This window comes from Cupriavidus sp. OTU4054, assembly GCF_038440175.1.
GTDB classification, from domain to species: domain Bacteria; phylum Pseudomonadota; class Gammaproteobacteria; order Burkholderiales; family Burkholderiaceae; genus Cupriavidus; species Cupriavidus pauculus_D.
In genome coordinates this window covers 340,106-354,239 of record NZ_JASATF010000002.1, presented here as the reverse complement: position 1 = coordinate 354,239, position 14,134 = coordinate 340,106, and the positions used below count along the sequence as shown (strand labels likewise).

Annotated in this window: 13 protein-coding genes; 8 read left to right on the top strand and 5 right to left on the bottom strand. The window is 67.6% G+C overall.

Annotated features, from left to right (window positions below):
* Positions 1 to 12: 12 nt before the first annotated feature.
* From AAHB16_RS04475 to AAHB16_RS04450, 6 genes are read left to right on the top strand one after another with little or no spacing between them, the layout of a single operon-like run.
* On the top strand, positions 13 to 1,029 hold the full coding sequence (locus AAHB16_RS04475) for a Nit6803 family nitrilase (protein WP_150374570.1): 1,017 nt from the start codon (positions 13 to 15) through the stop codon (positions 1,027 to 1,029).
* Positions 980 to 2,101 carry an MSMEG_0568 family radical SAM protein gene (locus AAHB16_RS04470; RefSeq protein ID WP_342050208.1) on the top strand — a complete coding sequence of 374 codons (1,122 nt, stop codon included), beginning with the start codon at positions 980 to 982 and terminating at the stop codon, positions 2,099 to 2,101. Before AAHB16_RS04475 ends, AAHB16_RS04470 begins: the two co-directional genes overlap by 50 nt.
* Positions 2,098 to 2,652, top strand: coding sequence for an MSMEG_0567/Sll0786 family nitrogen starvation N-acetyltransferase (locus tag AAHB16_RS04465; protein ID WP_150374569.1), 555 nt, complete (start codon positions 2,098 to 2,100; stop codon positions 2,650 to 2,652). The genes AAHB16_RS04470 and AAHB16_RS04465 overlap by 4 nt, the downstream gene beginning before the upstream one ends.
* Positions 2,649 to 3,635: a sll0787 family AIR synthase-like protein gene (locus AAHB16_RS04460; protein WP_342050207.1), complete on the top strand. Its 987-nt coding sequence runs from the start codon at positions 2,649 to 2,651 to the stop codon at positions 3,633 to 3,635. Before AAHB16_RS04465 ends, AAHB16_RS04460 begins: the two co-directional genes overlap by 4 nt.
* Before the next feature lie 11 nt (positions 3,636 to 3,646).
* A complete protein-coding gene (locus AAHB16_RS04455; RefSeq protein WP_342050206.1) occupies positions 3,647 to 3,934 on the top strand; it encodes an MSMEG_0570 family nitrogen starvation response protein in 288 nt (95 codons plus the stop codon).
* Between the two features lie 10 nt (positions 3,935 to 3,944).
* Positions 3,945 to 5,231 (top strand): MSMEG_0569 family flavin-dependent oxidoreductase, encoded by a 1,287-nt coding sequence (locus AAHB16_RS04450; RefSeq protein WP_150374566.1) that lies wholly within the window; start codon positions 3,945 to 3,947, stop codon positions 5,229 to 5,231.
* 48 nt (positions 5,232 to 5,279) lie between these two features.
* Here the strand turns inward: AAHB16_RS04450 and AAHB16_RS04445 are convergent, their stop codons facing one another.
* The 3 genes from AAHB16_RS04445 to AAHB16_RS04435 form a co-directional block, all read right to left on the bottom strand.
* The gene (locus AAHB16_RS04445; RefSeq protein WP_446718065.1) at positions 5,280 to 6,578 is read right to left on the bottom strand and encodes an MFS transporter; all 1,299 of its coding nucleotides are present in this window, start codon (positions 6,576 to 6,578) and stop codon (positions 5,280 to 5,282) included.
* A 70-nt stretch (positions 6,579 to 6,648) separates the two neighbouring features.
* Complete coding sequence (locus tag AAHB16_RS04440) at positions 6,649 to 7,545, bottom strand: amidohydrolase family protein (protein ID WP_342050205.1); 897 nt, start codon at positions 7,543 to 7,545, stop codon at positions 6,649 to 6,651.
* A gap of 11 nt (positions 7,546 to 7,556) precedes the next feature.
* Entirely contained in the window at positions 7,557 to 8,354 is a 798-nt protein-coding gene (locus AAHB16_RS04435; protein WP_342050204.1) for a class II aldolase/adducin family protein, read from the bottom strand.
* A gap of 179 nt (positions 8,355 to 8,533) precedes the next feature.
* Here AAHB16_RS04435 and AAHB16_RS04430 point away from each other — a divergent pair, with 179 nt between their 5' ends.
* Entirely contained in the window at positions 8,534 to 9,427 is an 894-nt protein-coding gene (locus AAHB16_RS04430; protein WP_150374563.1) for a LysR substrate-binding domain-containing protein, read from the top strand.
* Here the strand turns inward: AAHB16_RS04430 and AAHB16_RS04425 are convergent.
* Together AAHB16_RS04425 and AAHB16_RS04420 are read right to left on the bottom strand one after the other, a co-directional pair.
* Positions 9,417 to 11,207, bottom strand: coding sequence for an EAL domain-containing protein (locus tag AAHB16_RS04425; RefSeq protein WP_150374562.1), 1,791 nt, complete (start codon positions 11,205 to 11,207; stop codon positions 9,417 to 9,419). The two genes, AAHB16_RS04430 and AAHB16_RS04425, sit on opposite strands and share 11 nt — an antisense overlap.
* 1 nt (position 11,208) lies before the next feature.
* A complete protein-coding gene (locus AAHB16_RS04420) occupies positions 11,209 to 12,330 on the bottom strand; it encodes a GGDEF domain-containing protein (RefSeq protein ID WP_150374561.1) in 1,122 nt (373 codons plus the stop codon).
* A gap of 400 nt (positions 12,331 to 12,730) precedes the next feature.
* Here AAHB16_RS04420 and AAHB16_RS04415 point away from each other — a divergent pair, with 400 nt between their 5' ends.
* Positions 12,731 to 14,116 (top strand): hypothetical protein, encoded by a 1,386-nt coding sequence (locus AAHB16_RS04415; RefSeq protein ID WP_342050203.1) that lies wholly within the window; start codon positions 12,731 to 12,733, stop codon positions 14,114 to 14,116.
* Positions 14,117 to 14,134 lie beyond the last annotated feature (18 nt).

Below are 14,134 nucleotides of genomic sequence, written 5' to 3'. Positions count from 1 at the left end.
CTAGGAACCACCATGTCACGACAACGCATAGTGCGCGCGGCCGCGGTGCAGATCTCGCCCGATCTCGAGAATGGCGAGAACACGCTGGCGAAGGTCTGCGAGGCCATCGACCGCGCGGCGCTCGAGGGGGTGCAGCTGATCGTCTTTCCGGAGACGTTCGTGCCGTACTACCCGTATTTCTCGTTCGTCCGCCCGCCGGTGCAGTCCGGCGCGGACCACATGCGGCTGTACGAGCAGGCCGTGGTGGTGCCCGGTCCCGTGACCCATGCCATGGCCGAGCGCGCGCGCCGGCATGGCATGGTGATCGTGCTCGGCGTCAACGAGCGCGATCACGGCAGTCTGTACAACACGCAGTTGATGTTCGACACCGACGGCCGTCTGGTGCTCAAGCGCCGCAAGATCACGCCGACGTTCCACGAACGCATGATCTGGGGCCAGGGCGATGCCGCGGGCCTCAAGGTCGCGGAGACCGCGATCGGCCGCGTCGGCGCGCTCGCGTGCTGGGAGCACTACAACCCGCTCGCCCGCTACGCGCTGATGACGCAGCACGAAGAGATTCATTGCAGCCAGTTCCCCGGCTCGCTGGTCGGCCCGATCTTCGCGGAACAGATCGAGGTGACCATCCGCCATCACGCGCTGGAGTCGGGTTGCTTCGTCGTGAACGCCACGGGCTGGCTCACCGATGCGCAGATCGCCTCGGTGACCACGGATCCCGCGCTGCAGAAGGCGCTGCGCGGCGGCTGCAACACCGCGATCATCTCGCCCGAGGGGCAGCATCTTGCCGCGCCGCTCAAGGAAGGCGAGGGCATGGTGATCGCCGACCTCGACATGTCGCTGATCACCAAGCGCAAGCGAATGATGGATTCGGTCGGGCACTACGCGCGGCCGGAACTGCTGAGCCTTGCGATCAACGACCGGCCCGCCACCACGGCTTCACCGATGTCCGCCGCATTCTCCAACTTCCACGGGAGCGCCCAACATGAGTATCAGCGAGATGACGCCTGCCTCGAGCCGGCAGTTGATGACTGAACTGCAGTCGTCGGGACTGCGCCTCGTGGACCCGACTGCCGGTGCATCGAGCCGGCGCGGCGGGGCGGGGCCGTCCGACCACAAGGCGGTGACGATCGACGGCGTGACCATCATGGTGCCCGTGCACACGAGCACCGCATGGAACTCGCCGTATCTCGCCGCGGCACCCGATGCCGACGGCAAGACCGCGCTGATGCGCGGCACGATTCCCATCGCCAATATCAGTTTTCCGAAGGCGCCGCGGTTCTCGCGCCTGCAGACGCTCGATGGCGTGCCGTACTCGCATATCGCGACGCTGCACGGCGCCGACGTGCTGGCAACCACGGTGCTGCAGACCTGCATCCGCTACGAAAGCCGCCGCAAGACTTGCAAGTTCTGCGCGATCGGCCAGTCGCTGGCCGCGGGCCGGACCATCGCGCGCAAGACGCCGCAGCAGCTGGCCGAAGTGGCGCGCGCCGCGGTGCTGCTCGATGGCGTCAAGCATATGGTGCTGACCACGGGCACGCCGCCCACGCCCGATCGCGGCGCCGCGATCCTCTGCGAGAGCGCATTCGCGATCAAGGCGGCCGTGGATCTGCCGATCCAGGCCCAGTGCGAGCCGCCCGACGACGACGTGTGGTTCGACCGCATGAAGGCGGCCGGCGTCGATACGCTCGGCATGCATCTGGAGGTGGTCACGCCCGCTGTACGCGAACGCATCATGCCCGGCAAGGCCGCGGTGCCCATCAGCCGCTATATGGAGGCGTTTCGCGCGGCGGTGAAGGTGTTCGGCCGCGGTCAGGTCAGCACATACATCCTCGCCGGTCTCGGCGACACGGCCGAGGCAATTCTCGATATCTCGCGCGAACTGGTCGAGATCGGCGTGTACCCGTTCGTGGTGCCGTTCGTGCCCATCAGCGGCACGCCGCTGGAAGATCATCCGGCACCGACGCCCGAGTTCATGCGATCGATTCTGGAGCCGCTCGGCGCGATGGTGCGCGGTGGCGGCATGCGCGCGGCCGATATCAAGGCCGGTTGTGGCAAGTGCGGCGCCTGCTCGTCGCTTTCGTCGTACGAGGAGATGGCAGCATGATGGAAGATCTTTGCGTGGAGGTTCCGGTCGCCGCGGTGGAAACCGTCTTCCGCATCCGCTGGGCCACGTCGGCGTGGGAGGCGGACGAGGCGATGCGTCTGCGCCGCGCGGTGTTCTGCGCGGAGCAGGGCATCTTCGACAGCGACGATCGCGACGACATCGACGAGATGGCGCAACTGCTGGTCGCGGTGAAGTGCGAGACGGGCAAGGATGACGTGGTGGTGGGCACCGTGCGCATCCACGAAAGCGAACCGGGCGTCTGGTGGGGCTCGCGCCTTGCCGTGGATGCCGCGCACCGCAATCACGGCAAGATCGGCGCGACACTGATCCGGCTTGCCGTCAGCAGTGCCCATGCGCTGGGCTGCCGCCGCTTCCTCGCCCACGTGCAGAGCCAGAACGAACCGCTGTTCCGCCGCCTGCACTGGCAATCGCTCGGGGAAGAGACGCTGCTCGGCCGCCCGCATCATCGGATGGAAGCCGACCTCGGCCATTATCCGCCGTGCACCACGCCGCATGTCGGCTTTACCGCGCCGGGGCGGAGCGCGGCATGAACGTGCCCGAGATCGTGTCCACGCTGCGCGCGAGCCGCGGATTCGGCCACAAGGCCGATATCGCGGGCATGCTCTCGTCGCTCGGCCGCGCACTGCCCGGTGGCGTGACGGATCTCGATCAGGCCGTTGCGGTCGGCGACGATTGCGCGGCCATCGACGACGGTGCCGGCGGATACCTGCTGTTCGCGATCGAAGGCATGGTCAGTGATTTCATTCGCACGATGCCATGGTTCGCGGGCTACAGCGCGGTCATGGTCAATATCAGCGATGTCTATGCGATGGGCGGGCGTCCGCTCGCCGTCGTCGATGCGATCTGGAGCGAAACCATCGACGGCGCGAAGGATGTGCTGGCCGGCATGGCGGCGGCGTCGGCCGCGTACGGCGTGCCGATCGTCGGCGGCCACAGCAATGCGCGCAGCGATCAGGGCCAGCTCGCCGTGGCGATCCTCGGCCGCGCGCAGCGGCTGCTGTCGAGCTTCGCCGCGCGCCCGGGCGACCGGCTGCTGATGACGGTGGACCTGCGCGGCGCGTTCCAGGAGCCGTACCCGTACTGGAATGCGTCCACGACCGCGCCGGCCGAGCGCCTGCGCGACGATCTGGAGCTATTGCCCGAGATCGCCGAGGCGGGTCTGTGCGCGGCGGCCAAGGACATCAGCATGGCCGGCACGCTCGGCACCGCGCTGATGCTGCTCGAATGTTCGCGCGTGGGCGCGGACATCGATCTGTCCCGCATCCCGCGGCCGGACGGCGTGGACATGGCGCGCTGGCTGGCCGCCTTCCCGAGCTACGGCTTTCTGCTGGCCGTCTCGCCTTCGCATGTCGAGGCCGTGACGGCACGCTTCCGCGCGCGCGGACTGGCCTGCGAGGACATCGGGACCATCGACGACGGCACGCGCGTGACCGTGCACGACGCGGGCGACGATCGCTCGCTGCTATGGGACTTTGCCGACGACGCATTCATCGTGCCGCCGGCCGCTTCCTGAGGAATTCTCTTATGCCAGTGACCTATTTCCGTATTGCGTGGCCCGACCAGACCGAGGCCACGTGCTATTCGCCCTCGACCGTCGTCGAGTCGCATTTCGAAGCCGGTGCCGAGTACCCGCTCGACGATTTCCTGGCGCGCGCGCGTGCCGCGCTGGTCGCCGCCTCCGAGCGCGTGCGCCAGCGCTATGGCTATGCATGTTCGTCGGCCATGGACCAGCTTGCGCAGATCGAGGCGACCGCCGAACGGTATGCCACGCAGCCCGATGCAAGGGTTCGATTCCTTGGCTTCGGCCGCTAACACACAATCAATGGGAGGACGAGACATGTCCGCAACGAATCCGAGTCAGGATAGCGATCACTACAGCGTCATCATCGTCGGCGGCGGGCAAGCCGGTCTGTCGATGAGCTACTGCCTGCAACGCGCCGGCATCGACCATCTGGTCATCGAGGCCAAGACCGTCACGCATACGTGGCGCGAGCAGCGCTGGGATGCGTTCTGCCTCGTCACGCCGAACTGGCAGTGCACGCTGCCCGGTCATCCGTACTCGGGAAACGATCCGCACGGCTTCATGAAGCGCGACGAGATCGTCGAGTACCTGGACGGCTTCGTGCGGATGGTGAACGCGCCCGTGCGCGAACATACGGCCGTGCAGCGCGTGACACGCCGCGAGGGCGGCGGATTCCATGTGAGCACGAGCGGTGGCGACTTCACGGCCGACCAGGTCGTGGTGGCATCGGGCGGCTACCACACGCCCATCGTGCCGCGCATGGCCGAGCGGCTGCCGTCGAGCATCAAGCAGATCCAGTCGGCCGACTACCGCAACCCGCAGGCGCTGCCGGAAGGCGCGGTGATGGTGGTGGGCTCGGGACAGTCCGGCGCGCAGATCGCGGAAGACCTGCATCTGGCGGGGCGCAAGGTCTATCTCGCCGTCGGCCAGGCACCGCGCTGCGCGCGCTTTTATCGTGGGCGCGATGTGGTGGACTGGCTCGCGGACATGCAGTACTACGACATGGCCGTTGAGGAACATCCGCTGCGCGAAGGCGTGCGCGACAACACCAACCATTATGTGACCGGTCGCGACGGCGGCCGCGATATCGACCTGCGCCGGTTCGCGAGCGAGGGCATGGAGCTGTTCGGCGCGCTCGAAGACTACCAGTACGGGATGCTGCGGTTCGCGCCGAACCTGCGCGAGAACCTCGACGACGCCGATGCCACGTACAACCGCATCAATGCCAGCATCGACAAGCATATCGCCCGGCACGATATCGAGGCGCCGCCCGCGTCGGTGTACGAGCCGGTATGGACGCCGGCCGAGGAGCGCACGGCGCTGGACCTGTCGCGCGCGAATATCGGCGCGATCGTCTGGTGCATCGGCTTCCGCCCGGACTTCGGCTGGCTCGACGCGCCGGTATTCAACGGCAAGGGGTACCCGGGCCACAAACGCGGCGTGACGCCCGTGCCGGGCCTGTACTTCCTGGGCCTGCCGTGGCTTCACACCTGGGGCTCCGGCCGCTTCTCGGGTATCGCCCGCGACGCCGAATACCTCGCGGCCCGCATTCGCGAGCAGGCGGGCGAGGAAGCGCTCGCCGCGTGAACCCGACCCGCGCTTGCGGCGCGCGCTGTAGCCGGGTCACGGGCCCCGCTACTCGAGCGCCTGTCCCTTCGTCTCCGGCAGCAGCAGCGTCATCAGCAGCACCGCGCCATAGGCGGTGCCCGCGAAGATCGCGATCGCCGTGGCCAGGCTCGTGGTCTGGCTCAGCATGCCGACGAGGCTCGGAAACAGCGCGCCGATGCCACGGCCGAAGTTGTACGTGAAGCTCTGTCCGTTCGCGCGGTTGGCCGACGGATAGAGCTCGGTCAGGTACGCACCGACGCCGCTGAACACGCCGCAGGCCGAAAAGCCGAGCGGAAAGCCGAGGAACAGCATCTGGGTATTGGTCAGGGGCAGCCGCAGGTACAGGTAGATGCTGACCACCGACAGCGCCGAGAACACGATGAAGTTCTTGCGCCGGCCCCAGAAGTCCGTGAGATAGGCCCCGCCGACATAGCCGCAGAACGAGCCGAGAATGATGACGAGCAGGTAGCCGCTGGTGTTCAGCACCGACAGATGGCGCTCGACCTTGAGGTAGGTCGGCAGCCATGTCGACATCGCGTAGTAGCCGCCCTGCATGCCGGTGCAGAGGATCGACGCCACGATGGTCGTGCGCAGCAGCGATGGCGAGAAGATCGCCCATGCCGACGAACGTTTCGTCTCGTCGCCGACCGCGTTGGCGGTCCGCTCGGCGGCCTTGGTGCGCAGGAAGATCTCGGGCTCCTTCACATGGCGCCGCACGTACAGCACGAGGAAGGCGGGCAGCACGCCGACCCAGAACAGGCAGCGCCAGGCGAGGTGCTCCGGCAGCAGCGAGAATGCGATGCTATAGGCGATGGCCGCGAGGCCCCAGCCCACTGCCCATCCGCTCTGCACCACGCCGACGGCCTTGCCGCGATCCTTGGGCGAGATGATCTCGCCGATCAGCACCGCGCCCACGGCCCACTCGCCGCCGAAGCCGAGGCCCTGCAGCGCGCGTAGCACGAACACCTGCTCGAAGCTTTGCGCAAAGCCGATGGCCACCGTGCAGGCGGAAAACCACAGGATGGTCCCCTGCAGGACGCGTGTGCGGCCGTAACGGTCGGCCAGGATGCCGGCAATCCAGCCACCGATCGACGAGAACAGCAGCGTGACGGTGCCCAGCAGACCGGCGGTGCCGCGATCGATGCCCCAGACCGTGATCAGCGACGAGATCACGAAGCTGAACACCATGAAATCGAAGGCATCGATGGCCCAGCCGCCAAACGCGGCGTTGAATGCGCGCCTGCCTTCGAGGTTCAGGCCGCGATACCAGGCGAGGTTCCACTGCGAAGGTGGTGCCGCGGGTGCCGCGGCGCCGGTCGTTTCCACATGCTTGGTTGTCTCCACGTGCTGCTCCTTATCGTTATGGGTGCGCTACGGGTACGGCAGGTGTCGTGTGTTACGTCTCCGGAAAGTCATACAACCGCTGCGGGTTGGTCACGAGAATGCGATGCCGCATCGCCGCGTCCGGCGCCCACCGTGCAAGCAGGTTGCGCAGATGCCCGGTGTCCGGCATGTGCGCAATGGCGACGTGCGGCCAGTCGCTGCCCCACACCACGCGATCGGGGGCGGCCTCGATCAGCGCCTGTGCCCACGGCGTGACATCGTCGAAATCGGGGCGCTGCTCGCTGATGCGATAGGCGCCAGAAAGCTTGGTCCACCAGCCGTGGTCCGCCATCAGATGGCGCAGCGCCTGGAACCCCGGGTGCGACATGCCGAGCGCGACGGGCATATGGCCCATGTGATCGACGACCACGGGCAGCGTCAGCTTGCGCACGCGCGGCATCAGTTCGGGCAACTGGCGCGCGTCCAGCAGCAACTGCAGGTGCCAGCCCATCGGGCCGACCTTGGCCGCGAGCGTCTCCATCGCATCGAGGCTCACGCCGCCGCCGAACAGCACGTTGAGCCGCAGCCCACGCACGCCGGCGTCGTGCATCGCCGCGAGCTCGCGCTCGGACACGTCGGGCGCGGCGACCGCAATGCCGCGAAGCCGGTCCCGATGGCGGCCCAGGACTTCGAGCATGTAGCGGTTATCGGTGCCGTAGACGCTGATCTGCACGAGCACGCCGCGCGTCATGCCCGTGGCGTCGAGCATGCCGAGGTAGGCGGACTCGGGGCTCGGCACGGGCGTATAGCTGCGCGACGGCACCACGGGATAGGCATCGGGATCGTCCGAGACGACATGCGCATGCGTGTCGCACGCATACGGCGGAATCTCGAACGCCGGTGGGGCGACGTTGCCCAGCGGCGCGAGGCAGCGCGGGGCGTCGGCGGTTTCGGGATAGGCTTTTGTCATGCGCGCGGCCCTCAGGTGCGGTAAGACGGGTCGCGCCGATCGAGCTGCCGCAGCATCGCCGGCCACTCGAACTCGCCGAACGGCCGCCGGACATGCGGCTGATAGAGGTTGTAGGTCTTCTCGACCACGGCCTCGCTCGGGATGATCAGGTCCTTCGTGCCATGCATCGCATCGAGCTGGATCTTGCAGGCCATCTCGAGCCAGTACATGGCATTGAACGCCCGCGCCACGCTCGCGCCCACGGTCAGCAGGCCATGGTTGCGCAGGATCATGGCATCGAGCTGCCCAAGGTCCTGCACGATCCGCGCGCGCTCGTCGAGGTCCAGCGCCACCCCTTCGTAGTCGTGGTAGGCGATATGGGCAAAGCGCATCGACGTCTGCGTCAGCGGCAGCAGGCCGCACTGCATCGCGGACACCGCGCAGCCGGCGCGCGTATGGGTGTGGATGACGCACTGCACATCGTGGCGCGCCGCGTGCACGGCGCTGTGGATCACGTAACCGGCCTGATTGACGCCAAAGGCGCCGTTGCCACCGTCGAGGATATTGCCCTCGAGGTCGATCTTCAGCAGGCTCGAGGCGGTGATCTCCTCGTACATCAGGCCATACGGATTGATCAGGATATGGTCGGGCGTGCCCGGAATGCGCGCGGTGATGTGGTTGTAGAGCAGGTCCGTCATGCCGTACAGCGCGACCAGCCGGTAGCAGGCGGCAAGATCGACGCGGGTCTGCCACTCCACGGGGTCGAAGTCGGACGGCGGGCGCGACGCGCCCAGGGCGCTCGACAGGGAGGCTTCATGCGGTGCATTCATCTGGGGGATCCTCTTGGCGGGGGATGGGACAGCGGGGGTAGATCGGATTGTCTCGGTCGTTACCGGGCACCTCGACAGGCGCGCCTTATACTGTGCAAGCATTTTGCGAGTCGGGCAGGACCCGCAACAAGCGACAAATTGTTGGCCTGTTGATGAGTTTTTGGAATGAACGCACGGAAATGAATCCACGACGGCTCACCCCCTCCATGTCCTCGCTGCTGGCGTTCGAGGCCTCGGCCCGCACCGAGAGCTTCACGCGGGCGGCGCAGCAGCTGTCCCTGACCCAGAGCGCGGTCAGCCGCCAGGTACAGGCGCTTGAAGACCTGCTTGGCGTGCCGCTGTTCCAGCGGATCGGCCGGCGCGTGGTGCTGACCGACGTCGGCCGCATGTACCGGCGGGAGCTTGCGGGGCCACTCGAACGGATTCGCAGCGCCACGCTCCAGGCCATCGCGTTCCAGGCCGGCGGCGGGACCCTGCATCTGGCCGTGCTGCCCACGTTCGGCAGCAAGTGGCTGATGCCCCGGCTCCCCGAATTCAACGCGCGCCATCCCGAAGTCCTCGTGCACGTGCACTCGCGCACCTACCTCGACCTCGAGGAATCGGGCATGGATGCGGCGATCGTCGTCGGGGACGGCAAATGGCCCGGCGTGCGCGCCCATCATCTGGTGGACGAGGAAATGGTGCCCGTGATCGGTCCGCGCGTGGCGCGGCAGGAGCCGATCCGGACCGTGGACGACCTGCTGCGGTATCCGTTATTGCAGGTCGTGACGCGACCCACGGCATGGCGGGACTGGTTCGCCAAGCATGGCTACACGGGCGACGCGCTCAAGCTGGGTCCCCAGTTCGACGTGACCTCGCACCTGATCCAGGCGGTCTCCGCGGGCATGGGCATCGGGCTCGTGCCGAAGGTGCTCGTCGAGGACGAACTGCGGGCGGGGACGCTGATCACCATGCCCGCGGCACAGGGGGACCTGAGCGGCAACGGCTACTACCTCGTGGTATCGAACAACCGGGAAGCGTATGCGCCGTTCGCGCTGTTCCGCGCGTGGCTGCTGGGCGCGGTCAGGCCTTGACCGAGAAGATCTCGGCCAGCGGCGCGGGGCGGTGCCGCAGGTAGCCCTGTGCATAGTCGATGCCGATCTCGCGCAGCAGCGATTCGACGGCTTCGGTCTCCACGAATTCCGCCACCGTGAACTGTCCCGTGATATTGGCGACGTCCCGGATGCAGCGGACGGTCGCCTGATTGACGCGATCGCTCGACAGGCCGCGGATGAACTGGCCGTCGATCTTCAGATAGTCCACATCGAGGTTGCGCAGATAACCGAACGACGCCGCGCCCGCGCCGAAGTCGTCGAGCGCGAAGCGCACGCCGTGCACGCGCATGCCTTCGATGAACGACGACGCCTCGGGCAGGTTCAGGATCGCCGCGGTTTCCGTGATCTCGAAGCAGATCTTGTGATGGTCGAATGCCGTCGTTTCCAGCAGCGCGTTGACGAAGCGGTGAAAGTCGCGGTCGCCGATCGACAGCCCCGAGAGATTGATGGCTACCGTGCCGACGTGCTCGAGTTGCGCGCGATGGGCATGCATCCACGCAAATACCGTGCGCACGACCCAGCGGTCGATCCGCGTGGCCAGATGGAAGCGCTCGGCCACGCCGAGGAACGCGCCCGGATTCACGAGGTTGCCGTTGTCATCGACCATGCGCAGCAGCAGCTCCGCATGGACGAGGCAGTTGTCGATCTGCAGCGGCATGACGCGCTGCCAGTACAGCACGAACTGGTTGCGGTCGAGCGCGGCCTCGAGCCGGCGCGCCCACTGCATCTCCTCGCGGTGCGCCTCGATGACCTCGTCGGCCGGCAGGTAGGTATGGACGCGGTTGCGCCCCTCGGCCTTGGCCGCGTAGCAGGCGCTGTCGGCCGCCTGCAGCAGGGCGGCCGAGGTGGTCCAGCGCTCGTCGACGGGCACGAGTCCGGCGCTGGCGCCGACATGGAAGCGCTGGCCCGCGAACTGGAAGCGGAACTGGTCGATATCGCGGCAGATCTTGTTGGCGATGGCCTGCGCGGATTCGATCGAGCACTGGCTGAACACCACGCCGAATTCGTCGCCCCCGAGGCGCGCGATCACGTCGGTGGCGCGCACCGAGCGCTTGATCACGCGCACGATCTGCCGTAGCAGTTCGTCGCCGGCCGCATGGCCCACGGCATCGTTGACCAGCTTGAACTGGTCGAGGTCGATGAACATCAGCGCATGCTGGAGGTGCGAGGCGCGGGCCTCCGCGAGCGTGGCATTGAGCCGCCGGTCGAACTCGTCGCGGTTGATGATGCCCGTCAGCGTGTCGTGCGTGGCGCGATATTCCATCTCGCGGCCCAGCCGGTATTGCTCGGAGACGTCGCGGAGGGTCAGGACGCCGCCGACCCGCGTGCCGTCGATATCCTGGATGGCGGCCGCGGCCGCCTCCACGCGGTGCTCGAGGCAATGGCGGCTCTGCAGGATCGCGCGGCCCAGCGGACTGCGGCCGGTGCCCGCGGCCAGCGCGCCACGTACCGCATGGCGCAGGCTGAGCCGGCTGTGTTCGTCCACGAGGCGGCAGACGACCTCGCTCGGGCGGCCGCGCGCGTCCTCGAGCGTCCAGTCGGTCAACTGCTCGGCGATCGGATTGAGGTATTCGATGCGGCCATCGGCATCGATGACGATCACGCCTTCGCCGATGGCCTGCAGCGTCTGGCGAATGCGCTGGCACTGGTTGGCCAGCGCGCGGCGCAGGCGGTCGCGCTCTTCGCGAATATCGCCTTCGGGCCCGGCGCACAGGGCGTGCGAGGCATCGAAGGCGTCGGGTGCGACGTCCCGTGGCATGTCAGCCGCGATGCCGGAGCACGGCGGAGCGCGCGCGCGGGGGCTGGTTCATATTCGCGTCGTTCTGGGCGAGCTCGTCCGCGAACGCCGTGCGCTTCTTGCCGAGTTCCTTGGCCAGGTACATCGCGCGATCGGCCTGCTTCATCACGCTGCGGACGTCGTTGTCGTCCCGCGTGTTGGCGCCGTCGAGCATGCAGATACCGATGCTCGCCGAGATCGTCACCGCATTGCCGCTCACCTGCCGCATCCCGTCGAGGCTGGCGTGGATCGTGCCGGCCAGCGCGCGTGCCTGGCCGCGGGTCTGCGCGGTCGTCGAGAGCACGACGAACTCGTCGCCGCCGAGGCGCGCGATGGTGTCGCCGCGCGGCGCGCCCCGCGCGAGCATGCGCGCGAATTGCAGCAGCAGTTCGTCGCCGACCGCGTGGCCGAACGAGTCGTTGACCTCCTTGAAGCCGTCGAGGTCGATCAGCAGCAGCGCCGCATGGCCGCCCTGCATCCTGAGCGTGGCCTGCGCGCGTTCGATCGCGCGGTCGAGGCTGGTGCGATTCTGCAGGCCCGTCAGCGCATCGGTTGCCGCGCGCCGTTCGAGCCGGTCCACGAGCACATAAAGATAGAGCGAGGTCGCGGCCACGCCGAGCACGAGGCCGATGCCGGCGGGGCGGTTGGCGACCCACCACGGCTCCACGCCCATCAGCGCGGACATGCCGAAGACCGTGACCGCGCAGGAGAGGGCCAGCGGACCCTTGCCATAGCGGCAGCCGGCGCCGACGAGGAACCAGAACACCACGAACAGCAGCGGCAGCGCCGAGCGCCCGCCGATCAGCAGTGCGGCGATGACCATGCCCTGATCGACGCAGGTGGTGACCGCCAGCCGCCATTTGGAACGCCGCGGCTGGAGCAGCAGCACGATATAGCTGAGCACGCCGAACAGGACGTAGAGCGCGACCATCGCGACGGTGGCGATATTGGCGGCAGTCGGGTGCATCAGCGTGTAGCCGATATAGAGCACGAGCGCAACCGCGCCGAGCGCGATTCGCAGCGCCGCCTGCTCCTTTTCTGGCTGATCGTGGTAGCCCCCGAGCAGCGCCTTGCCGCGCCAGCTCTCCGGATTCGACAGCGGCATCGCGTATGGGAATCGATATGAGGGGCCCGTATTGTAGCGTGGCCCGGTAACCGGACCGTTTGACGGATGCACGGCACCACTCGCATTGCACGTCGCAGAATTTGCATGCATAAGCTGCATACCCCACGAAAGTCGGGCGCGCGTAACCGGCCCGATTTGATCGGCGTCATCCGCGCGCGAACGTCGAGGTGCCAGACTGTGCTCCGCAGGCAGAACGAGAACAGCGCAATTCCCCACGGTAACGACTTCTTCAACCAACCGGGAGAATATTGCGATGGTAGTTCCTCGAATCCGTTCCGCTTCTGTTTTTTCCCCTGTTTCCCTCCCCAGCATTCCCTTTCCCAGCATCGCCTTTCCCAGCATTCCCTTTCCTGCCATTCCCGCCTCCCTGGCATGGCTGATGGCCGTGGCAGGCCTCGCCGCATCGACCACGGCATTCGCGCAGGCCCTCGATGTGGGCCTCGCGCCCGGCGCGGGGCAAGGGCCCGCGCAAGGGCAGGGGCTGGCGGCGCAGATGGTGCACTGGTCGCTGGACCATCCGCACTGCGCCGGCACGCTTGTCGCGCCGCGCGTCATGCTCACGGCAGGCAGTTGCGCGGGCCGGCAGACGCGCGGCCGCACCTATGCCCTGACCGATGGCGGCGCGGCGCGCGGCCGGCTCGTGCGATACCAGGGACGCATCGGCCCGATCGGCGACATTGCCGTGATGCTGCTGGACAAGCCGCTCGCGGGAAAGGCGGTCAAAGGGATGGCCGCCGTGCCAAGCTATGCGCAGGAGCGGATAGCGCTCGTCGATGGCGCGGCCGACATGAGCGACGGCACACGGCTTGTCGCGTATGGCAGCGCGGCGGCGATGCGGGCGCCGAGGGCGGCAAGGGCGCCGTATCAAGGCCTCAGGATGCCTCGCCGCGCGACAGCCTATCTGTTGCGCGATGCCCGCGCGGGCGACAGCACGGCCGTGGGGCGCCCGCTGATTTACCGGTCGGTGGCCGGCTACCGGCTGGCCGAGCCGCAGCGCATCGATGGCAGCAGCCCGCAGCAACTGTTCGGCTCGCTGGTCATGCGCGCGTTCTACCCGAACCGGAAGCGGCGCTCGGGCGATGCCGTCTCCCATCAGCGCGGAGACCGCGAGCTCGACGAGATGGTCCTGCTGACCGCGGGGCGGGCGAGCGATGCGGCGGCGGGCATTGCCTCGCCGCTACGTCACCACGATCGCGGCGGCGGCCTGTTCGCGGTGGATGGCGAGCAGCGCGAGTGGCTCGTGGGGACGGTGCTGGGCGCGCAGCTGCACGCGCGCCAGAGCGAATACTGGCCGTGGCTCTATGCGACGCTGCAGCGTTACGGCATGCGGGCGGAAGCGTTGCAACTCGCGCGGCAGGTGCTCGGTACCGGGCGCTGGGGCGACAACGACCGGCAGGGGACGGTGGGCGACATCTACGTGTACGAGAACCCATACACACGCAGGGTCGAGTTCTTCCGGCTGATTGGGCTCGACAAGCAGGGACGGTATGGCTACTTCCCCAACGGCGGGCGGGACAACGCGTACTGGGAGCATCTGGGGAGCGAACTCCCGACCGCCGCGGAGGCCACCGCGCGGATTCGCGCGTGGCAGGCCGACACGCGTGAAGCGAAGAAGGGCGAGGTCTTCGTGCGCGTGCATCCCACGGCCGGCTCCATCGAGTACTTCCGGCTGAAGGCCGATGTGCCGGGAGCCTTGTCGGAGCCGCCCGTCGATGCGGCCAGCAACGCGGAATGGGAATACCTCGGCGCCAATCTCGTGGTATAGGCTTCCATGAGTCACCGT

What these genes read in the sequence shown, in the direction of transcription:
- AAHB16_RS04420 (WP_150374561.1), bottom strand. Translation starts at nt 12,330, where the DNA reads ATGCCGCTGTCGAATCCGGAGAGCTGGCGCGGCAAGGCGCTGCTCGGG.
- AAHB16_RS04460 (WP_342050207.1), top strand. Translation starts at nt 2,649, where the DNA reads ATGAACGTGCCCGAGATCGTGTCCACGCTGCGCGCGAGCCGCGGATTC.
- AAHB16_RS04450 (WP_150374566.1), top strand. Translation starts at nt 3,945, where the DNA reads ATGGGAGGACGAGACATGTCCGCAACGAATCCGAGTCAGGATAGCGAT.
- AAHB16_RS04415 (WP_342050203.1), top strand. Translation starts at nt 12,731, where the DNA reads ATGGCCGTGGCAGGCCTCGCCGCATCGACCACGGCATTCGCGCAGGCC.
- AAHB16_RS04455 (WP_342050206.1), top strand. Translation starts at nt 3,647, where the DNA reads ATGCCAGTGACCTATTTCCGTATTGCGTGGCCCGACCAGACCGAGGCC.
- AAHB16_RS04435 (WP_342050204.1), bottom strand. Translation starts at nt 8,354, where the DNA reads ATGAATGCACCGCATGAAGCCTCCCTGTCGAGCGCCCTGGGCGCGTCG.
- AAHB16_RS04440 (WP_342050205.1), bottom strand. Translation starts at nt 7,545, where the DNA reads ATGACAAAAGCCTATCCCGAAACCGCCGACGCCCCGCGCTGCCTCGCG.
- AAHB16_RS04475 (WP_150374570.1), top strand. Translation starts at nt 13, where the DNA reads ATGTCACGACAACGCATAGTGCGCGCGGCCGCGGTGCAGATCTCGCCC.
- AAHB16_RS04430 (WP_150374563.1), top strand. Translation starts at nt 8,534, where the DNA reads ATGAATCCACGACGGCTCACCCCCTCCATGTCCTCGCTGCTGGCGTTC.
- AAHB16_RS04470 (WP_342050208.1), top strand. Translation starts at nt 980, where the DNA reads ATGAGTATCAGCGAGATGACGCCTGCCTCGAGCCGGCAGTTGATGACT.
- AAHB16_RS04425 (WP_150374562.1), bottom strand. Translation starts at nt 11,207, where the DNA reads ATGCCACGGGACGTCGCACCCGACGCCTTCGATGCCTCGCACGCCCTG.
- AAHB16_RS04465 (WP_150374569.1), top strand. Translation starts at nt 2,098, where the DNA reads ATGATGGAAGATCTTTGCGTGGAGGTTCCGGTCGCCGCGGTGGAAACC.